Here is a 22,426-nt window from a genome sequence, read left to right as displayed (position 1 = left end):
TAGGCGCGGCAGAAGTGGCTATAGCTGTAATAAGGCTCAGCGACTTTCTCACGCATTTCATCGAATACTAACTGCAACGTCAAATGTTTGTGCTGCTTTAAATCCTTATTGATGGTGAGCCAGTCAGGTGTTGGGTATCTTTTTTGACGGGGTGAGAAGTCCCTGATTTTTGTATTAAGAAACGTACCGTGTTGTTTATCGTCAGGTAACGGCCATTGGTTTAACCCTAACTCATTGGCCTTTTTAACGTAATTAGCCACAGTGCCAGGGGAGATATTTAAGCTTCTGGCAATCTCTCGATGGGATAATTTTGCTGAATATTTCAGCCGTAAAATAGCATGTAATTTACTCATAGATATAGGTCTTGTTGACATTATTGTTATCCTCATCAAATGATTTAGATAACGGTTTAACATACCTACAAAAATGATAAAACGTGAACTCGGTTACGAGTGGCATTAAGCTTTGATCGGCAAAATCATTAAGAACACAAAAGTGATCATTATCGCGTAATTTTCGTGATCAAAGCTTAATGAGAATAAGTGATCAAAGTTAATGCCATTGGATGATCAAAGCTGGTGAGAATATGCAAATTGGCGTTTTGGAAGGTATTACAGGTGCTTAATGGCTTATTTTAAGATGTAAGGGCTTACCTTTATTAATGCATCGTATTTTACGCTGCTAATATTAGCCTTCAAGTTAGTTCTCATTTACTTCTCTTTCTCTGCTCTTTGTGCAAAAAATATTTAATTGAATTATTCACAAAGAGGTTCAGAAACGCTGCGCTTTAGAAGAATATAAGCAAATGCAGTGCTAATAATGTAAATATTATTGCGTAGCGCTCCTTATATGTGTTTGCCGTAAGCTACTTGCTTAACAGCCGCATCGACAGACGAAGTAAACAAATTTGTTTATTGATTTAGAGTTGACCGCCATTATATAAAACGGTCAAAAAGACTACTAGTGCCTATTGATAGTGTTAAGGCTCATATGTGTTAAACGTTTTACCCATACATTTGCAAATATTCAAAGTTCTCACTATCAAAGATTTGTGGAATTAATGAATGGCCTCCAAACATGTTATTTTCGCTGTAGAAAAAATCAACGCTATCAGAGGATAAGAAATTTACTCCATCCAATCGCAGGTTTTTATCGAACTCCATGGCTGTCAGTATTGGTTCATCATCTTCCCGCCAGTCTTCATTGTACGATTGCAGGCTGTTTTCTATTATGTAGCCTCTGGCTTTCTTGTCGTATGCATCCAAAGAAGAAAGAATCCTTTTGGCCAGAGTAATCGTGTCTTCTAACTTCTCTCCATCTGGATCAACATGAATGCGAACTTCATCTCCTTTAAAATTGAAACTACCTTTGTAGGTACCTTCAATTCTTTCATCCATTTCTAGATTATCTAACGCTTTCTCGTACATAACTCTCTCTGACGTTTAACTAGCCTGTAGAATAACTCGTTTTTAATTTATTTTTATTAATGTATCAACCATAGCCGAGTTCCTATTTTGATTCAATGAAACTAAACAAGACAGTCACTCTAATTGAACAAACACAGCCGTTACAATAAAATTACTTTTTAGGTTAAGAATTTATCTTTTACTACAGGGTTACTTTTACTTCATCCATTAAATAAGTCATTAGCATTCTTAAACCTAAATTACATGCATAAAATGACATCAGTTTTTAACTTTTTACTGAGTAATTCAAGCGCTATGCCAGTAGTTTTTTACAATTACTGATATTTGCACGCCGCTTCCGATTTAAGTTTTCACCGTAACGTTATTGTGAAGACAGCCTGCCTACTGCGCCGTGAAATACGCGCGTAAATTACGTAGTGAGTTCTAACCAGTTTTCTGGAGAAATATTGACTCTTTCTAGTAAAGGTAAATGTGTACTTTTAATATACCCTCGCTTGCTTTACCATATACAACGTCCTGTTAGCTCAACGAATTCAAGCTACGATTTAAGCTCAAACGGTAACCCTTTTGGCATGATTTGACGTGGTATACCTGCAAAGCGAAGTAGTTGTTTTGGTTGCTTGCCATCTTTGGCGCATGTTAAACGTTTTTTAACACTAATATGGCCTGACTCTTCAGGTGTTTTTACCATCTTAGCTCTAATCGGATTTAAATAAACATATGCCATGCAGGCTGCTAATGCTGCTTCATCAAGTAGTACTTGTGACCTAAATCCCCCCTCCCCCTCTGCGGTGCCCGTAGGATTGACCGGTAAAGTGGTCTTCGCCACATAAAAATGCACGCCGTACGCAACGTGAAATACAGTGATAATATTTTGTATCAACCAAACTTACTTGACGCTTTCTTGCGATTTCAATAAGACACCCTGCTCATTTTTGCACTTAATAAAACTTAGTACTTCGTTTCACAAAATACAAAATTAAACTGGATGTCTTTGTTATTTTTTCCTTGTTATTTTTAAACACGGATAACGGTTTACACTCGCTTTAAACAAAAATAGTCACTTCAGAGCAATCCAAAAAGCCTATTTTATAACAGTATTAATAAGGAGGACTTTAATTATGCGGCTACCCAGCATCGGTCTTCAGGCAGCTGAAGTCGGCATTTTTAAGCTTTTCTTTCTCAATAAATACCATAAGCTTATCCCCATCATGCCAACACCAGCCAAGCCCATCGTGAGATGCCAGAGTGAGCAGCGGAAGCCATTCATCACCAGGGGTCGGGTCATAAGCAAGCGAACAAAATGACGGATAGCCCAGCATGTAGTTCTCGCGATGGCCTATTAGATAAGGCAGTTCATACAAAAGATTAGTATCGAAAGGCCAGTCACTGCGTAACTCTTCATGTTTGGGGATTTCCAGCCCGGTTTCCAAACGGATTACCTTTGCCTCCTGCGGTACAGCTGCTTGCTCAAACATAACTAAATCATTAATATCCGGATAATAGTAAGCGATCACATATCCTTCAGCACCCCAGAAAATTTCACCGTCGTGATCATAAGCATAGAAGAGTGATAGCAAACCGGATTTGGGCAGCGGCTCAGGACAATCGAGGATTTCAGAAAAATTAATCTGGCCTAAAAACCGGTATTCGCCAACGTTATGTTCTGGCCAGACAAAGTCCTTTGCAACCAGAGGATTACCGCCAAACCGACTCCCAGAGTCACTGGCGACACCATCTGAAAACAAAATATCAACGCTGGATTTACTGATCGAATCCAAATAAGCCTTATGAGGGGAAAAATCTTCATCAGTGCTAATAAAGTCTTCCAAAATTTTAGGGTTCAAACAACTCTCCTTTTATAACGCAAACACAACCGGCGTTCATTCCGTGTCTATGTATATGTTCAACGGGTTATTAACTTAACCCACTATCCAAACCCTTGAAGGGCTTTTGTTTATCTAACGAGCCTGTAGAATTACTCGTTTTTATTTTATTTTGATTGATGCTTCAACCATAGCCTAGTTCCTATTTTGATTCAATCGACAACTGACTTTCACATAAAACGCTAAATTTATATTTCAGATGCTTAACCCTCTCACACTTAGAGTAAGAGGATTATCATCTTTAAAAATTAATTGTGATGCCAATAGATGGTAAAGGCATATCAGGGAACTGGTAGTCTTTTTCAAACTCGCTGTAGTCTTGATTGTATTCTAGCTCCTGTACTGCGCGTGAAGCATACGTTTATATTCAATTACAGGGTTCACCCTCAGCCGCACCACAAAACCTGTTGTTGTACCTTTACTCTAAAAAAGAAATGTGGCAAAGTGCGCACTTCTCGGGGGAGTAGCCTGCTTGATGCCTTTTAACTTAAAGCGCAGCAAGTAAACTTATCAACATAATTGCACCTCATGTGCATGGTAAGTTTGTAATGTAGCAAGCATTATCGGCAAGACCTGGGTAAACACTATCCTCATGGCGGGAGATAGGCGTTTACCTTGGTTTAATGTTCCCGCCTTATAGAAGTAAAATGGATACATTTATCACATCAACCGTCACCGTTGCTTTAGCTGAAATAGGCGATAAAACGCAACTTTTATCCCTGTTGTTAGCTGCCCGCTTTGCCAATAAACCTGCACTTATTTTAGGTATTTTAGTCGCTACTATTATCAATCATGGTTTGTCTGCATGGTTGGGCGATTATTTATCGCAAAGCTTTACCTCTTCGTACCTGCCTTGGATTGTGAACGGCTGTTTTATTGTCGTTGGCTTATGGCTACTGATCCCAGATAAAGATGAAGAAGTAAGCAATAAGTACGATCAATACGGGGCTTTTTTAGTAGCCTTGGTGCTGTTTTTCATTGCCGAAATTGGCGATAAAACCCAAATAGCAACAGTATTGCTTGGCGCTCAGTATCAATCAGTGTTGTGGGTAACCATAGGAACCACTGTAGGTATGTTACTTGCCAATGTGCCGGTTATTTATGCTGGCAATGCCTTGCTAAAACGTATTCCAATGGCAAAAGTAAGAATGCTTGCTGCAATAGTGTTTGTTGCTTTGGGTTGTTACGGCCTAGTTACTAGCTAACTTTATCTGCACGTTACAGCACCGGCGAATATAGTTTTGCTGGTGCTTGGCGTACACTAAATGTTTGCGTTGTGAGGATCAGGGAACAACATACTAATAAAACACTAACTGCACCCATGATACCAAACCATTGCAATAATGAACGCTGCTTACGCTTTACTCTCAGCCAATTCATATACAATCCAGCCATACATATACAGGTCATTAAACAACCAAACACAGCCCAAATTAACTTCGTACCTAGCCCTGCAAAGTTGCCAAAATGCAAAGGATCGGCGGTATCTTTAATGCGCGCGACAATAGGTAAATCTGCGGCTTTTTGAATTGCCAGTACATCTGCTGAAGCTGGATCTAAATACACTTTATTAGCTCGTAAACGTACTAAAATGTCATCATTATCGCCCAGTACCAAAACCGGTTTATTTGCTTTGCTTGGGTATTGTATAGCGCGAATATGTAAACTTGGAAACGCTGATTGCGCCGCGTTTACCATGGCACTTATCGCTGGCGGATGCGCGACATCAGTTTGTAGATCCGTAACCTCTGCGGGGGGGGTTATATAATGGTCAATTTTGGCTGTTTGTAAGGTGTGTTCAACTAAGTACCACACGCCAGTAATAGCCATGACCACAATAAACCAGTAACTCCAAAGCCCCAGTAATTTATGCCAATCAGCCCAGCTGCTACGATTGGTTGTTTTTAATTGCCGTGGCTTTTTTAAAAAATGTCGCCACCACTGGCGATAAACAATCGGACTAGTAACCACTAAAATAACCAAGAGAATGGCTAAACTCGTGACGATCAACTTACCTGTCCAACCCATCGATAGATTCATGTGCCAGTTACGTAAAAAGCGCGATACTCGCCCCCACTGACCTTCGCCAAGCCATTGCCCCGTCGCACCATCAACATACACAAACAAAAACTGTTGCTGCCACTTAAGCGACACTTCGGTTGCTAAGTAAGGTTGTTGATGGCGCAATATGCTAATGATTTGGCTGCCAGGATAACGCTGGGCAAGTGTATTCTCAATTGCAGCAAAGTCAGTATTAGGGGAATGCGAGAGGGCACGAAATTTACTATCACTAAGATATTCAATTTCGTGGCTCAAGGTTGCCAACGTGCCAGATAAACACGTTATCAATAACAAGCTGCCAACCAAGAGCCCTGCCCAAGCATGTAAGTTAAACCACTGCTTTGCTTTCATAGTACGAAATTGTCAGTTTAGAATGTGTACTTAGCCGACAAATAGACGCGGCGTGGTTCCCCCGGGAAATGCCCAGCACGAGTTATAAAGCCACTTGATGCATACTCTTTATCAAACACGTTTTTAACTGAGAGCTGCCAAACCCATTGTTGATATTCAGTCTTCCAAGCCATGTTATAAACGGTATACGGCTGTACTTTATCACCGTCTAAACTGACTTGTTCATCAACATAATCAAGACCTGCCGCGATTGATGAGTGCAACTGCGGTAACTCATAACGCGTCCACAACCCTGCGGTATTTTGTGGCGCATTGGCAAATTTATCGCTGCCTTTTGCTTGCGCGGAAAATTTTTCACTTTGCTCAACAATACGCGTGTCGTTGTATGCGTAACTTGCTGTGATCACTAAACGTTCGGTGACATCGCCAACAATCTCAAGTTCAAAGCCTCGGCTGTCAACTTCGCCTAACGCTTCCATTTGATCAACGCCGGTGTCTGATAACTCAGTGCTGGCTTGTAAAATATTGTTACGGATAATGCGGTACGTTGCCATATTCACAGCCAACGAGTCATCAAGTAACTTAGTACGTAAACCAAGTTCACGAATATTGCTGTGCTCTGGTTTAAATGGCCCGCCTACATCTTGATTTTGATTACTGGCCGATTGTGGCATAAAGCCTGTGCCATACAGCGCATAAGGGAAAAAGGTATCGTTTAAGTTATAACTTGTGCCAATACGATACGTCACATCGCTGTCTGAAAACTCGGTGTTATTAAGGACATCGGTGTCTTCAAAACGATCGTACCGTAAGCCAACCGTAACATTCCATTTATCGGTAACATCAACTTGGTCTTGTGCATACAGGCCAATACGTGTTGACTCAGTACTTGATAAACGCGGTGTTACGTTTGCTAAATCATAATCATCTTTTGAAGTCAATCCATACACAGGATTTAATATTGAGATCCCTGGCACTGGGCCGCCTTTGCTGGCTTGTACAGCTGTTCTATATGCAGATTCAAACTCATGCTTATACCAATCTACACCCACCAGCATCACATGTTGCATAGCGGCAAGCTCAGTGTCAGCAATTAAATTGGCAGTAAAACTAAGCCCGGTATTTTCGCGTTGTTGATCACGAAATTCGCGCTCGCTCCAATCCAGTACTCCATCGCCATCTGTGTCACTTAGTCCACGCGGCTCATGATAGTTTTGATTGGCATCGTTACTAAAATAACGCGCAGTGATATCACTGCGAAATACCTCATTAAATTGGTGCTGAAAACTTGCTTGAAACACGTCAGCAATAACGGTTTGATAATCAGTTGCTTCATTATGATTCCAGCTTATGTCGGCAATAAAGTTACCGTTTTTATCCACTGGCACGCCACGTAATCTAGCGCCGCCTAAATCTTGATCAACATGGGTATATTGCAATACCAGATTAGTGTCGTTATTAAAATCAAAACGATAGCCTAAATCAATAATAGTATTATCTTCGCTGGTATTTTCACGAAATGGTTTATCTGAATCTTTATAAACACCAACACGGTAGGCTTGGGTCTGTGCGTCATTGGCACTGCCCGTTGATTCGACTGCGGCACTAAAAAAATCATCATTACCCAGTTCAACTGCAACGGTTGTTTTACTATCATAGCTGGGCTTTTTGGTCATATAATTAATGATCCCGCCAGGGTTACCACTGCCGTACACAGCGCCACTAGGGCCTTTTAAAACAGCCACTTGCTCAATATTAAACAACTGTGGTACCGCAAAACCACTAAATGGGTCACCTTTTACACCATCGTATAAAATTTCATCTTGGCGAAAACCACGAAACGTAACACCTGAGTAACTAAAGCCATTAACACCCGCAATATTGCTGTACAGATCAGTTACTTGACGTGCAGCCTGATCGCTGATTAACGCTTGCGGAATAACCTGGATTGACTGTGGAATTTTCTCTAGCGGCGTATCGGTACGAGTACCAAACGTTGATTCTGTTGGGCGATACAGTGAAAACGCTCGTCCAACGACTGAAATGGTTTCTATGTCGTTTTTTACAACAGTAGACTCATCAGTTGCAGATCCTGCTGCTGTTGTTTGCGCAGCAACGACAACAGGCGTCATGGTAATAGAACTTAGGGCTAATGCTATTAAAGAAGGTTTCATTGATATTTATACAGCAATCAAAATAATTTACGGCATGATAATAAAAACCACTATCATTTACAATGCTGAAGTGAAATTATTCTCTTCTTGTTGCCAAGCTTATTTAACAATCTTTAAAATCTCTTTAAATACAGGTGTCGCTGCCACTTCGGTCCATTGAAAAATCACACTTTCAGCGCAGCTGATCACAGCACCTGCTTGTCTTAGCTGAGCTATAGCTAAATCGCGGTGCAGATCATTACGCGAACTAACCGCATCCATGACTAAAAACACCTGATAACCTTGCGCCAGTAAATCTAAACAAGTTTGTAATACGCATACATGCGCTTCCATACCAACTACAATAATTTGCGGGCGTTTATAGCTAGCAATAAGCTCTAAAAAACCGTCCTCTTTACACGCGCTAAAGTGGGTTTTATCAAAGAACTCAGCTTGCCCAATCTGAGCTTTTAATTGCTGATCAGTTTCGCCAAGCCCTTGTTTATATTGTTCAGTGACTAAAATAGGAATATGCAACAATTGTGCAGCTTTTACTAATTGCACTGTGACCTGTTTTACTTGTTCATAACGAGGCATCGCAGGACTTAATTTGTCTTGAATATCGACAACTAACAGCAGACTTTGCATGGTGTGAGCATTAAATGAATGAGGCAATGTGAACATCCGTGATCTAAACATAACTAACAGCATAAGTGATTTGTTATACAAATGTATATCTTATATAGCTAATTCTTTAATTCAACTGTAAATTGTTATGCTATATTTACTAACGGCTAACAACCACTTTATCTCAGGGGAGCAGTACCTTAAGTGCGATTGAGAAACTTTTTTTTCATCTTATTTAGTATTTTATGCACTTGGTTTAGTGTTAATTCCAGTGCTCAAAGCTATGCTCAGCAATTGCAACGCTTATCCACGGATGAAGGGTTATCACAAGGCCACGTAACTAGCACACTGCAAGATAAACTGGGATTTATTTGGATCGGTACATTACAGGGTTTAAACCGGTTTGATGGCTATGAGGTAAAAATATTCTCTGGTGAATACTCACTGGATCAACTCTCAATTATTGTATTGTTCGAAACACACAACGGCGATATTTTTGTATCAACTGAGTATTCTGGTGCGTTTCTTATAGATCCTGTGACACTCAAAGTTAGTAAAATTTATTCAGGTAAGTTAAACGCTGAAGATAAACACTTTTCTCCTATTTTTGCCATCGCCGAACATCAGCAGCTGTTTTATTACGCCATTAATCAACATGTGTATGCCTTTGATCCACAAAAAAATACCTATACCCATGAGTTTTCAATCAGTAAAGATGATAATTCTGTCCGCGCAATTACTGTTCATAATGACTTTTTGTATATTGCCACCACTGATGGGTTGTACTCTAAATCATTAATTGATGAACATATAACTAAAATACCTTTAGTTGCCAAGGATAAGCTCAATCCAGATAATAACAATATCAAATTTTTATCCATCGACTCGCAGCTTGGTTTACTGGTTGGCACAGTCGAAGGATTTTATTCTATTGCTTTTAATAACAATGAGTTATTAAACTTCAATAACGTAAAAACGCTACTCGCGGAACATAATATTTGGGATTATGTTAATACCCCTTATGGTGAATTTATAGTCACTGAGGATGGCCTTTATCAATACCATCGCCATACTGATCACAATGAGTTTCTTTTACGTTTTGATCAAAGTAAATTTCACATGACCGACAACACTATTTTAGATGTGATGGTTGATAAAACAGGGCTTATGTGGCTTGCCTCGCGCTCGCAAGGCGTTTTTACTTGGTCCACTTTAGCAAGGCGTTTTGGCAATATTCAAATCACCAGTAATGATAAATTGCACAGCAATGTGATCCTTGCTGTTTACCAAGACGATAACGCCGTGTGGCTGGGCACCGATAATGGCCTAGCCAAAATGCGCCTAGATGAGACTACCGAAAAAACTTACTTAGCCAGCGATGACAGCAAAGCGTTTTATGGCCAATTTGCTGTGTATGGTATTGCCTCGGCGCACTTAAATGAGCCAGACCGTTATTTGTGGTTACTGCTCTATGATGGTCTTGCTTTATTTGATAAAAAAACCGAACAAAAAATAGCTCTACCAATGCAAGGCAATACACAAGCCATTCTCGACAGCGGCCCAGGCTATGGATATCATCAAATCACGACTGATACCTTTGCATTTTTTAGCGAGAATGATTATTTCCTGTATGATGGAAACAGTGGTCAGACTAACGTAATTAAAGGTCTCAAAGAGCAGTTAGATCCCGTCAATGTGCACGCTTTTTTAAAACCATTGCCCAATAAACCCGATGACTACTTGATCAGCGTATCTGGCGCGTTATATCGTTATAATGAGTCCAGCCAAAAACTCACCTTGATCTACGAAGTCGAAAATTATAACCCAATAAATTATGTCACTATCGATGATTGGGTGATCGATTATAACAATACCCTTTGGCTTGCCTCTTCCCAAGAAGGACTAATTGGTCTTGACGCCAACAGTTACGAAGTAAAACACCGTATAAACCTCAGTAATGGCATTAAAACGAAAACAATTGTCGCCTTGCAAATCGACCAATTTGGCTTTTTATGGATCAGCAGTAAAAATGGCCTCTATCGACTCGACTTAAGTTCAATGCAATTAAATGCATATACTGTTAAAGATGGCTTAACTGTGAATGAATTTAATATTGACTCACATACTCAGCTAAACGATGGCCGCTTAGCTTTTGGCAGTACCCATGGCGTGCTAACACTTGCCCCGCAAGACTTTTTATCTGTCCCTAATGATCGTGACAGCACAGTGACTGAAATCACCGATATATCGTTACTCTCCCGTACACTTAATTATCATCCATTGCAATACGCCAACCAACGTTTACAACTAACTGATGAAGATGTGGGCTTAGAAGTTAGTTTTTCTAACTTTGATTTTCAAAATGTAGATAGAACACGCTATAAGGTGTCATTAACCGGCCCCAATAAATTAAGTTATGACAAGCTAAACAATAATAAAGTTTTTTTTACTAAGCTTCCTGCTGGTGATTATCAACTAACAATCGCAGCATATAACTTAAATGACTCAGGCCTCGGTGATGAAAAAACACTTAACTTTACTGTTGCCTATGCTCCGTGGCGCTCGCCACTTGCAATAAGCCTTTATTTATTACTTACGTTTTTAGTGCTATTTGTTATTTTTTGGCAATACCGCTCCCGTCAGCGCATTATTAAGCATACTCATGATGAAATACTGCAATCACAACAACAAACAGAGCTTGCTTTAAACAGTAGTAAAAGCGGTGTATGGGAAGTTGATATTGCCGCACATTGGATAAAGCAGCAGCGCTTAAAACATGAGCTAGGCTATAAAACTTTGCCACAAAAGTTCAATTTTGACGATTTTTGCGCATTAATACACCCAGATGATAAACGTAAAGTTCTTCATGATTGGCATTTATTCATCACTCAAAAAAATGCTCAACAATGGCAGGTCACGTATCGGCTTCAACATGCTAATGGAAACTGGCTTTGGTATCACGATATCGGTAAAGTGATTGAAACGAACGAGCAAGGCTATCCTACAAGATTAGCTGGAATCTATACCAATATAACCGAACAACGTGCTACAGCACAGCAAGCTGCGGTATTAGGCGAAGCCTTTAGCCAAATAAACGATTGGCTACTTATTTTAGACAGTCAACTGACTCCGTTTTCTGTTAATAATAGCTTTGCAGAAGCCTTTTCTATTCAAACAATCCCAGCAAAGCTTGAACTAAAACGGTTTTTAGCAGCACTGGGGAAAAAACAATATGTCGATTTCATCAATATTCTAAAATCATTGCAGCCAAAGCAGAACTGGCGTGGTGACGCATATATAAAAACTAAGATAAACCCGTCGCATCCTATTCATATCAGTATTACCGCTGTGGCAAAAGACAGTAATGTAGTGAGTTATTATGTGGTGGTTATTTCTGATCTAACCGAGCAAAAACGCGCTGAAAATAAACTGCGCTATCTGGCCAACTATGATCCATTAACTAAGCTACCGAATCGGTCACTAATGTATCAAAAGATATCGCATGCGATAAAAGATGCCGATACACATGCCAGTCTAGTTGCTTTACTGTTTATAGATTTAGATAAATTCAAACCAGTGAATGACTCGTTTGGTCATGCGGTTGGCGATCAGCTGTTATGTGATATTACCTATCGAATGAATAGTATGCTTGATAAAAATGCCATTGTTGGGCGTCAAAGTGGTGATGAGTTTTTATTATTAATTAAAAACTTAGACTCGCCACAAAGTTTGAGTAACTTAGTGCGTAGCCTCACTGAAGAACTTGCAAAACGGGTGGTGATCAACGATTTTGCAATTAATATCTCGGCCAGCGTCGGTGTGGCACTCTACCCATTTGATGCCGACACCACCGATGAGCTTATTCGAAATGCCGACATCGCAATGATGCATGCTAAACAATCGGGCCGCAACGGCTTTAAGTTTTTCACTGAACAAATGAATAACCAAATCACCCAAAAACTACTGCTCGAAAATGCCTTAAAAGATGCCTACAAAGACGATTTATTTTTTAATAATTACCAGCCAATTGTTAATAATAAAAGAAAAAAAATCAAAGGTGTAGAGCTCTTAATGCGCTGGCAACACCAAGCAGAATTGATATCCCCGGCAGTGTTTATTCCTATTGCAGAAGAAACTGGTTTAATCGATGTACTCACCGAGCAGGCGCTGACCCGTGCACTTGAAGATCTCGCACCATTATTTAAAGCTAACCCACGGTTTTACTTATCGTTAAATCTATCACCTGTGCATATTTTAAAATCTAATTTAACCGAACGCTTATTACTTATTTTAAATCAGCATCATATAAAACCTGTTCAGTTACGTTTAGAGATCACCGAAAACACCTTGCTTGATGACAAAAACAAAGCAGCTAAGCAGCTGCAAGCGCTCAGAAACGCAGGTTTTAAATTATTACTGGATGATTTTGGTACCGGGTATTCGTCTTTAACGTATTTAAGTCAATTTCCAATTGATGTGATTAAAATTGATCAAAGCTTTGTGCGTAATATCGGCCAAGATAGTAATAATGAATCAATCATCAAAACAATCCACACCTTAGCTGAAAACCTAGATCTATATTGTATTGCAGAAGGCGTAGAAACAATTGAGCAAATACGCTTTTTAAACAGTATCGGCTGCGATGACCTACAAGGCTATTACTTTGCAAAACCAACAACTGCCGAGATTCTCATTAGCGATGCGTATATCCAAGCACTGCTAGAGAAATTGCAAACTACCTAGCTCAATGTATCAGCCCACTTTTTAAGGCATTGAAAAAGTTGGCCGCGATCCACGGGTTTGGCTATAAAATCGTCCATACCCACTTCTAAACAACGTTTTTGGTCGTCTTCAAAAGCATTTGCGGTAATGGCAATAATAATCACAGGACCAAATTGAGCACTGTTGTTACGGATTTCAGCTGTGCACTGATAACCATCCATAATAGGCATTTGGCAATCCATTAAAATAATATCGGCCATATTGTGTTGTAAACACGCCAGTGCTTTTTCACCATCGTTAGCAACTTCTAAGGTGCAATGGGTGTCACTGAGCATTTTTGCAATAACGATTTGATTGATTTGATTATCTTCTACCAGTAATACTTTCAACCCAGTTAAGTCAGGAATGCTTTGCTGTATGTCTACTTCATGAGTAAGTTGCACTACTTCAATAGGAATTGTGATAGTAAAGCAACTGCCTTTACCAATCTCGCTGTGTAATACCAGCTTGCCTCCCATTAACTGAACTATTCGCTTACAAATAGTTAAGCCTAATCCTGTGCCACCATATTGCCGCGTGGTTGAAATATCAGCTTGAGTAAACTCACGAAACAACGATGATTGCTGTTGCCCAGAAATACCAATGCCAGTGTCAGTTACAGCCACAGATAAATGATTATCAGCATAATCAATGTTCATCGTTATACTACCAGTTTTCGTAAATTTCCCTGCATTACTCAACAAGTTATTGACAATTTGGCTTAACCTTAGTGAATCTAACTGCACCACATCGGGTACTGACGGGGCAATATTTAATATAAATTCAACGCCTGGCTGTACGCCAGTATTTGTAAACACCTGTGCTAATTGAGTAAGCAGTTTTCGTACATTAACTATATGAATGTCTAGTTTGACCGCCCCCGCCTCAATTTTCGAAAAGTCTAAAATATCGTTTAAAATCAATAATAGATTTTTAGCGCTTTGCTGGATCATTTGCAATTGTTCGCGGTATTCCAACTTCACGTCATCAGCATTAAGTAAAATATCAGTCAGCCCCATAATACCGTTAAGCGGGGTGCGAATTTCATGACTCATATTCGCTAAAAATTGTGATTTAGCTTTGCTGGCCTGATTTGCAGTTGCCACAGCTTTAACTAATTCATCTGTTTTTTCATTTACTTGATACTCTAGCTCTACATTAAACTGTTTTAAATGCAGATTAAGTGCTGCATTTTCAGTGTTTACTTGTTCTAGATCTTTAAAGTTGCTGGTCAATTTAAATGCTAAAGTAGCAAATTGCTGCTGTAAGCTCAGCACCTCCAGCCACGCATTATTTTGAGTCTGTAAATCACTGATTTCAGTTTTAGGATCAAAGGCATCGATTTGTTCAGTAAGCTCATCTATTGGCCTCACTAACCATCGACTCAACTGGGTGATAAAGATACTGATCAAAATAATCACCACAAGAGTTAGTAATAGTGATTGCCCCCACGCACTTGCCGCCACAAGATTAGCGTATTTCCGTTTTAATAAGCTTGCTACATACCAATCTTGTTGCTGTGATAAATATATTTTTACGTAATATTGTTCGCCATCAATGTCGGTGGTCATAATGGCTTGTTGATCACCTTGTAACTGGGTAAATTTATCTTCAGTGAGCTGAGTCAATACCGAATAATGATTAGGTAAGGTGCTAAACACCACGTGTTTTTTGGCATCAAGAATTATCAGTTCACCATCATTATCAAATATGGTTGGCCTAAATTGCAAAAAGGAGCCCAACACTAACGAACCTTCAACCACTCCCTGAAAACGCCCGTTAATATGCACTGGTGCAGAAACACCCACAATGGGTTCATTACCAAATCCTCGGCCCCTAAAAACATTAGAAATATACCCTGTTGGCGAGTCTTTACCGATCGTAAAGTAATCGCGATCGGCAACCGATAAATTGCTGCCTTTTAAGCTTTCTTGCAAACTAAGTGGATTAAATACCTGAGCTATTGCGTTTTCATCCGTAACCATTGATGTAAGAAAGTTAGGGTATAGTGCCATTAACTGACTCAATGCTAACTGTTTATCGACCCCCTGCTCGATGGCTTTTGCAGTTAATACGATGCCACGGCGATAGCCATTTAAATACAGGTCAATTTTTTCAGCAATGTCTTCGGATTTTTCAGCAAGCTGCGCCTTCACTTCATATTCGATACGCGCATAATGATTGTTGGTAAGTACAATGGTGGTTAATAACACCACTAAAATAATGAGGATGCTTACAATGTAATTAAGAATTTTATACAGCGAATTTGGTCGTTTTTGCCACACTTGCTGAATAAAGAAGAAACTGAGTAAATCAATAACGCATAAAACAATGGCTGCATTTAAAAAATACTTAACCAAGGCGGTAATGACCGCCAGTAATGGCAACTCAATGATAAAATAGCCAATGAGTCCAAGCAGCGGAATACCAATTAACAACCAATAAATTATACCGCGAATAAACAGCAGCCGTGCAGTTTTAAAGCTAAAGTGATACAGCCAAAGCACTTCGCCAACAAACACAATTGATGGCCAACAATGCCCCCAACGATAAAAAATAAAAGCCGCACTGATAGTACAAGCAACTAACGCGTAGCGTAAGCCAAATAGCAACAAACAAATTAAAACAAACAGCTGACCAAATAAAAATTCAGAGCTGTCGAGAAACCAAAATGGCAGTAAATTAACAAAACCGGCCAACACGCCTAAAAGTATAGAACAGCTGAATGCAAAATATCGATGCTGAAAAAACGGCAATGGATTGTTCCGTATAAAATAGGCTATATCTAAAAGTAAAATAAAAAACGCATTTTGCCAAGTTAACTAGTTGTATTTAATGCTGACAACCATGACTTTCGATTTGTAATACGCTGTTGCCAACATTAAATTGCCTTGCTAGCAATTGCTCAACTTTAAGTCGGCATGCTTCATCATGTTTTTCTATAGTGCAATGTTGTTTAAGTACCACATGCGCCCCTACAACTAACTCCTTGTCACGGCGCATAACCGTAACATTGTGCACATTTTCTACATGCTCAACTTGTCCTATGGCACTTTCAATATCGGCCACATCGGGTAGTTTTGCTTTATTTAAACGCAGACCTTTAACGCATCCAACAATCACTTTTACACCTGTAAACAAAACAAATAACGCAATCAGCATGCTCGATAAAATATCAATAATGCTCCAACCAGTTAGATAAATAAGTATACCGGCGATAAACGTAGAGACAGTTGAAATCAAATCAAAAAATGAATGTAAAAATACCGCATAAACATTAAAGCTAGCCTTTCTACCTTTATATAATACCCATGCTGCAGCACCGTGAAATAAAAATCCAGTGGCGGCAATAACCGACATTAAATAGCTATTGACGACGGGGCCTTGCCCTTCATGGTGATGTACAAAGCGCTCGCCGCCTTCGTATAAAATCACCAGGCTGATCGCCAAATATAAACAACCGTTGATCAAACCACCGGTCAACTCTGCTTTTTGATAACCATCGTTGTAGTTTTTAGCTAAATGAATCGCTAAGCTCGATGCGATCAAAGCAATAAATAAAGAACTATTATGAACAAATAAATGCCCAGCATCGGCTAATACGGCAAGAGAGTTTGCATAATAGGCACCAATAACTTGAATAACCATAAATGAGCTAGTGATTGCTAATGCAATTAATAATCTACGTCGTGATGCTTGGTGAGTTGTAATGTCGGTCATGAAAAGCGGTTTTACCTGTGCTTAAGTGTGCTAAGAGTCATCATTCTAAAAAACGTTTAAAAGAGTAATGATATACAGTATCAATTGTAGTACTTCCATAAGCCAAACGCACTAAAAACTTAATATCGAGTTAATTTATATATAAAACGGCTAATTAAAATACCATTTTCTTAAAATTGAATGTAAGCTTAATATGTTAATAAGAAGTTGGAAATCCAGTGAGACAGTATTCTGTAGACGAAATTTGGCAATCTTTACAAGCGTTGCCACTTGCAATTGTGCTGTTTGATCAACAAACAGATACGCTGCACGCCAACGCATCAAGTCAGCAGTTACTTAAATTAATGCCAGCAATAAGTCCAGTGGAAAAAGCGTTTCAGCACTTATCAATTAAACACACAGAAAACCACACGATTGTTGATTATCAGACCTTTTTAACTCCCCAAAATAACACCGAACACATCTATAACATTGCCACAAAACACACACTCCTGCGTGTTACAGTCACCTATAGTTTAATTGGCCCACAGTTAATAATGCTGGCGCTTGAACCGCACACATCGTTTACTGTACACGCTGATTTTGACGAAGTAATAGCAAAAATATCAACACAACTTATTGATATACAAATAGACAACCTCGATCAACAGATCGAAAGCGCTTTAAAAACCATAGGTACATTTTGTGATGCTGATCGTAGCTATTTATTCCAATTTAGTGAAAACGGCAAAGCCATGAGCAATACTCATGAATGGGTTAATACGCAGGTCAAGCCTTTTAAAGAAAAGCTGCAAGATATTCAACAAGATTTATTACCGTATTTTTTTAGTACCATGAACGAAAAGCACGTTTTTAAGGTATCTGATGTAGACTTGTTACCCCCAGCCGCTGCTGCTGAAAAAGCTGAATTTGAATCAGAGGGGATCAAGTCTGTTTTATGTATTGGGCTGCGCTCTGAAAACGCCTTATTTGGTTTTATTGGCTGTGATTGTGTAACACATATACGCCACTGGACCGACACCGACCTTATGCGGATCAAACTGGTAGGTGAAATTATTGCCAATGCACTGAAAAACGTTCTGTATAAACAACGCTTAGAGCAAGCTCAACAGCAATTACTTTTAGCCAACCAAGAACTGCAATCACAAGCAAATCTCGACAGCCTGACAAATATCGCCAATCGCCGCTGTTTTGATCAAACCTTACTCAGTGAAATTCAACGCGCAACACGCTCACATCAACCATTGAGTTTAATCATTTGTGATATCGATTATTTTAAACTTTATAACGACAATCATGGCCACCAGCAAGGCGATGAGGCACTCAAACAAGTTGCCCAAACCTTGCATCGCTTATGTAAGCGACAAGGTGATTTAGCAGCTCGCTACGGCGGAGAAGAATTTGCAATTGTGTTACCCAGCATTGATAAACCCCACTGCTTAAAATTTGCCAGATTACTGCAACAGCAAATAAGCCAACTAAATATCCTGCACCCAAATTCAAACGTAGCCGACCACCTCACACTCAGCATCGGATGTTACAGCTGTAAACCAGATAAATACACCACCGCCGATATGATGATCCTCGCCGCCGACAGCGCACTTTACGTGGCAAAAAAAACAGGCCGCAATCAAATTCAAGTCTTTGATGAATAGCATTAGAGCCATGTATTCGTAGCAGCGAGTTTACCTCGCGACAAATCAAAGTATTACATGTTGCTTAACCCCTCCCTTTATAAATTCAACAATACTCCAAATGTCCTGTACTGTAGGCCGTGCTTTAGCGCGAAATGTCACCCGCAACGCAAAATGATCACTTCAGCAAGTGAAATCTTAGCCAGTTAAATTCACCAATTCAGCCCGTGAGTACGGGGAACACGGGCTCTGGCAAGTTAGCGTTAAACTCGTTTACGGTTCAGCCCCGTGGGTACGGGGAACACCAAGGGCTAGAGCTTGGGCAACAAGCGCAGGGCGGTTCAGCCCCGTGGGTACGGGGAACACACTGTTATCAGTAGATCTAGCCCATTTATCCGCGGTTCAGCCCCGTGGGTACGGGGAACACACCCCGTTACACCTAACAAATTGCGGCGCTAGCGGTTCAGCCCCGTGAGTACGGGGAACACTTATGACAGAGCAAGAATTTATTGATTTAATGCGGTTCAGCCCCGTGAGTACGGGGAACACTTCATAAATTTGGGGTTGACGGCATCAAGCTGCGGTTCAGCCCCGTGAGTACGGGGAACACGTGTTGAATCGATTATTAAAACATTATCAAACCGGTTCAGCCCCGTGAGTACGGGGAACACATGCAAAGTATGCTCGATTTAATTCGAGCCTACGGTTCAGCCCCGTGAGTACGGGGAACACTTTAGTTACGTTAACTTTCACAGGTCAAACCCCGGTTCAGCCCCGTGAGTACGGGGAACACTGGTTAAAAGCCCATGATGAGATGTTGGATAGCGGTTCAGCCCCGTGAGTACGGGGAACACCCCCCTGCAGTATAGTGATACCTACCAGAGACGGTTCAGCCCCGTGAGTACGGGGAACACGTCTATGTTAGCGCCAGTTGTTTGGCTGCTAACGGTTCAGCCCCGTGAGTACGGGGAACACATTAAATCATCTTCTCGCTGGTATGATTTAGCCGGTTCAGCCCCGTGAGTACGGGGAACACCTCACTATCGTACCTGCCGGCGGGTATAAAAACGGTTCAGCCCCGTGAGTACGGGGAACACGGCTACAAAGGTTTTTGGCCCTTACGGCAAAGCGGTTCAGCCCCGTGAGTACGGGGAACACACATTCGGCGCATACTCTCCTGTCGCCGTGTCCGGTTCAGCCCCGTGAGTACGGGGAACACTATAGTCACAGCATCAGTTGGCAATTCCATTACGGTTCAGCCCCGTGAGTACGGGGAACACTGTTTCAAGATAAACCCAGTCTGTACGGTTTACGGTTCAGCCCCGTGAGTACGGGGAACACCGACTGGATTAATTTCGCCAGCTTACGTTTAGCGGTTCAGCCCCGTGAGTACGGGGAACACATTTGCAAAAACGTTATCTGAAATATGAACACCGGTTCAGCCCCGTGAGTACGGGGAACACCCGTGGCTGGTAATTCGCACATCAGTAACATACGGTTCAGCCCCGTGAGTACGGGGAACACCTCTGCAACTTCCTTCTTAAGCGCTGCATTTTCGGTTCAGCCCCGTGAGTACGGGGAACACAAGGTATTATTGGGATAGCGATAGATCCAATACGGTTCAGCCCCGTGAGTACGGGGAACACAATCGGTAGCGGCCGTTGTTGCTCTTGGAGAACGGTTCAGCCCCGTGAGTACGGGGAACACTTGCCAAAATGCACAAACCCACTGGCAGCATACGGTTCAGCCCCGTGAGTACGGGGAACACATATTTCAAGATGCTCAAACCGATTCAGCTAGCGGTTCAGCCCCGTGAGTACGGGGAACACGATGACGGGCTTACTGAAATTAGTACTCGCACCGGTTCAGCCCCGTGAGTACGGGGAACACAAGTCATTAACAACCGCTGATTTTTCTTTATTCGGTTCAGCCCCGTGAGTACGGGGAACACTTCTCACCACCGCTTGTGATGTCGGTTTCCATCGGTTCAGCCCCGTGAGTACGGGGAACACGACCCTAAAGTATCAGGAACTAATGTCAAATACGGTTCAGCCCCGTGAGTACGGGGAACACGCCATCAAACCTGTTTATTAACGTGTCACCCGCGGTTCAGCCCCGTGAGTACGGGGAACACCACTACTTGTACGCTCAACAACTCGGTAACGCCGGTTCAGCCCCGTGAGTACGGGGAACACAAATTTGGTGAGTTTTCAGTTAGGCCAAACTGCGGTTCAGCCCCGTGAGTACGGGGAACACACTGGATTTATTTCTGAGCGTACAGCTATTGACGGTTCAGCCCCGTGAGTACGGGGAACACTGAGCAAATGCAGATAACAAAAGCTGATGCCGCGGTTCAGCCCCGTGAGTACGGGGAACACATATCGGCAACTGTATCAAAGTAATTTAATTTCGGTTCAGCCCCGTGAGTACGGGGAACACCTTCACCTTCTTTCGTGTTAACAGCTGCGCTTCGGTTCAGCCCCGTGAGTACGGGGAACACCTATCTGCTGATACAGTGTCGTCATAGTATATCGGTTCAGCCCCGTGAGTACGGGGAACACCGTCTAAAATGATATCCATGAAATCACCAACGCGGTTCAGCCCCGTGAGTACGGGGAACACTGCGGGTCGAATATCTCATCGTTTTTAGTGCTCGGTTCAGCCCCGTGAGTACGGGGAACACACCCCGCAGCTATAACCAGTAAAGTTTTCAAGCGGTTCAGCCCCGTGAGTACGGGGAACACTGACGCACAAATCACAACTGCAAAAAATAAAACGGTTCAGCCCCGTGAGTACGGGGAACACTATTCTAGCGCCGTGGTAGTAGGGGTTTATCACGGTTCAGCCCCGTGAGTACGGGGAACACCTACTAGCATTGTACAAATTCAAGGCCTAGAGCGGTTCAGCCCCGTGAGTACGGGGAACACTTTTGACGCTCCTCATCAAGTGATGATTGCAGCGGTTCAGCCCCGTGAGTACGGGGAACACGCAAAAAGGCCGTCACCCAAATCTACTGTGCCACGGTTCAGCCCCGTGAGTACGGGGAACACACGTGGGGGGCTCAAGTCAGCAATACATAGAGCGGTTCAGCCCCGTGAGTACGGGGAACACGTCCCAGCCGTAACCACATAAGGTAAATCATTCGGTTCAGCCCCGTGAGTACGGGGAACACTCGATTGCAGAAATTTACTACCGTGTCTTGAACGGTTCAGCCCCGTGAGTACGGGGAACACCTATAAAGTGGACTGATGTAGTTCACTATATGCGGTTCAGCCCCGTGAGTACGGGGAACACACGTTATTTATTTGGTCCATGAGGCAAAAATTCGGTTCAGCCCCGTGAGTACGGGGAACACTGTTTCGTCAATTGGTAAGCAACCGTTAATGTCGGTTCAGCCCCGTGAGTACGGGGAACACTCTAATAGTATATGCTTGTTTTTTATAAATAAAAACAGCTAGTTCAAATCTACCAAATTTTTAAAGAGCGTAACAGTTATTTTTAGCTTAATGTTTCGTTGTTTACTGGTGTAAACTTGACCAGCCTTAATCCTTCTAAATCTATAGGCATCCGTGCATTTTTACCATAAGTAATAAAATCAAAACCCGATTCAGTATTTGTAGCCCACGCCATAACCACATTTCCTTGTTCTGCCAACTCAGAGACTTGAAACCAAATCATTTCTCTAATCTTTCGACCTACATCACCAACGTATACACCTGCGCGAATTTCTAGTAACCATACAGCTAATCGCCCTCTTAATCTGGGTGGTACAGCTTCAGTTACAACAACACACATACTCATAATCC

At 41.4% G+C, this 22,426-nt stretch carries 12 protein-coding genes, 1 pseudogene and 1 CRISPR repeat array; of the genes and pseudogenes, 3 read left to right on the top strand and 10 right to left on the bottom strand.

The window, feature by feature from the left end; translation table 11 throughout:
• The 4 genes and pseudogenes from H5186_RS12960 to H5186_RS12945 all read right to left on the bottom strand — a co-directional run.
• A partial coding sequence (locus tag H5186_RS12960; protein ID WP_182794547.1) for a sigma factor-like helix-turn-helix DNA-binding protein occupies positions 1-374 on the bottom strand: 374 nt, incomplete at its 3' end.
• Positions 375-1,004: 630 nt separating this feature from the next.
• Complete coding sequence (locus H5186_RS12955; RefSeq protein ID WP_182739575.1) at positions 1,005-1,427, bottom strand: DUF2262 domain-containing protein; 423 nt, start codon at positions 1,425-1,427, stop codon at positions 1,005-1,007.
• 292 nt (positions 1,428-1,719) lie between these two features.
• Positions 1,720-2,344: pseudogene (locus H5186_RS12950) on the bottom strand (hypothetical protein).
• Between the two features lie 210 nt (positions 2,345-2,554).
• Positions 2,555-3,274 (bottom strand): YwqG family protein, encoded by a 720-nt coding sequence (locus H5186_RS12945; protein WP_182717804.1) that lies wholly within the window; start codon positions 3,272-3,274, stop codon positions 2,555-2,557.
• Positions 3,275-3,960: 686 nt separating this feature from the next.
• Between H5186_RS12945 and H5186_RS12940 the strand changes: the two genes are divergently transcribed.
• Positions 3,961-4,518 carry a TMEM165/GDT1 family protein gene (locus H5186_RS12940; RefSeq protein ID WP_145236272.1) on the top strand — a complete coding sequence of 186 codons (558 nt, stop codon included), beginning with the start codon at positions 3,961-3,963 and terminating at the stop codon, positions 4,516-4,518.
• 13 nt (positions 4,519-4,531) lie between these two features.
• Here H5186_RS12940 and H5186_RS12935 read toward each other — a convergent pair whose 3' ends face one another.
• The 3 genes from H5186_RS12935 to H5186_RS12925 form a co-directional block, all read right to left on the bottom strand.
• Positions 4,532-5,725 (bottom strand): PepSY domain-containing protein, encoded by a 1,194-nt coding sequence (locus H5186_RS12935; protein WP_182717803.1) that lies wholly within the window; start codon positions 5,723-5,725, stop codon positions 4,532-4,534.
• A 17-nt stretch (positions 5,726-5,742) separates the two neighbouring features.
• The gene (locus H5186_RS12930; RefSeq protein WP_182739573.1) at positions 5,743-7,899 is read right to left on the bottom strand and encodes a TonB-dependent siderophore receptor; all 2,157 of its coding nucleotides are present in this window, start codon (positions 7,897-7,899) and stop codon (positions 5,743-5,745) included.
• A 99-nt stretch (positions 7,900-7,998) separates the two neighbouring features.
• A complete protein-coding gene (locus H5186_RS12925) occupies positions 7,999-8,562 on the bottom strand; it encodes a hydrolase (protein ID WP_182717801.1) in 564 nt (187 codons plus the stop codon).
• Positions 8,563-8,799: 237 nt separating this feature from the next.
• On the opposite strand from H5186_RS12925, the gene H5186_RS12920 reads away from it, so the two are divergent.
• Complete coding sequence (locus H5186_RS12920) at positions 8,800-13,248, top strand: EAL domain-containing protein (RefSeq protein WP_259400330.1); 4,449 nt, start codon at positions 8,800-8,802, stop codon at positions 13,246-13,248.
• On the opposite strand, the gene H5186_RS12915 is transcribed toward H5186_RS12920, so the two are convergent.
• The gene (locus H5186_RS12915; protein ID WP_182739572.1) at positions 13,245-16,022 is read right to left on the bottom strand and encodes an ATP-binding protein; all 2,778 of its coding nucleotides are present in this window, start codon (positions 16,020-16,022) and stop codon (positions 13,245-13,247) included. The genes H5186_RS12920 and H5186_RS12915 overlap by 4 nt on opposite strands.
• 76 nt (positions 16,023-16,098) lie before the next feature.
• The gene (locus H5186_RS12910; RefSeq protein WP_182717799.1) at positions 16,099-16,986 is read right to left on the bottom strand and encodes a cation diffusion facilitator family transporter; all 888 of its coding nucleotides are present in this window, start codon (positions 16,984-16,986) and stop codon (positions 16,099-16,101) included.
• 218 nt (positions 16,987-17,204) lie between these two features.
• Here H5186_RS12910 and H5186_RS12905 point away from each other — a divergent pair, with 218 nt between their 5' ends.
• Positions 17,205-18,641: a diguanylate cyclase domain-containing protein gene (locus H5186_RS12905; RefSeq protein ID WP_182794546.1), complete on the top strand. Its 1,437-nt coding sequence runs from the start codon at positions 17,205-17,207 to the stop codon at positions 18,639-18,641.
• Positions 18,642-18,896: 255 nt separating this feature from the next.
• A CRISPR array of direct repeats spans positions 18,897-22,036; the repeat unit is 29 nt; unit sequence CGGTTCAGCCCCGTGAGTACGGGGAACAC.
• 82 nt (positions 22,037-22,118) lie between these two features.
• On the opposite strand, the gene cas2e is transcribed toward H5186_RS12905, so the two are convergent.
• Positions 22,119-22,421, bottom strand: coding sequence for a type I-E CRISPR-associated endoribonuclease Cas2e (gene cas2e, locus H5186_RS12900; RefSeq protein WP_145234109.1), 303 nt, complete (start codon positions 22,419-22,421; stop codon positions 22,119-22,121).
• Positions 22,422-22,426: the final 5 nt, after the last annotated feature.

This window comes from Pseudoalteromonas sp. SG41-2 (assembly GCF_014164535.1).
GTDB classification, from domain to species: Bacteria; Pseudomonadota; Gammaproteobacteria; order Enterobacterales; family Alteromonadaceae; genus Pseudoalteromonas; species Pseudoalteromonas rhizosphaerae.
The sequence above is the reverse complement of the archived record's forward strand: the minus strand, read 5'-3'. Positions and strand labels throughout refer to the sequence as shown.

Coding starts and splice junctions, on each gene's coding strand:
- H5186_RS12955 (WP_182739575.1), bottom strand. CDS start 1,427: ATGTACGAGAAAGCGTTAGATAATCTAGAAATGGATGAAAGAATTGAA.
- H5186_RS12940 (WP_145236272.1), top strand. CDS start 3,961: ATGGATACATTTATCACATCAACCGTCACCGTTGCTTTAGCTGAAATA.
- H5186_RS12935 (WP_182717803.1), bottom strand. CDS start 5,725: ATGAAAGCAAAGCAGTGGTTTAACTTACATGCTTGGGCAGGGCTCTTG.
- H5186_RS12930 (WP_182739573.1), bottom strand. CDS start 7,899: ATGAAACCTTCTTTAATAGCATTAGCCCTAAGTTCTATTACCATGACG.
- H5186_RS12925 (WP_182717801.1), bottom strand. CDS start 8,562: ATGTTCACATTGCCTCATTCATTTAATGCTCACACCATGCAAAGTCTG.
- H5186_RS12910 (WP_182717799.1), bottom strand. CDS start 16,986: ATGACCGACATTACAACTCACCAAGCATCACGACGTAGATTATTAATT.
- cas2e (WP_145234109.1), bottom strand. CDS start 22,421: ATGAGTATGTGTGTTGTTGTAACTGAAGCTGTACCACCCAGATTAAGA.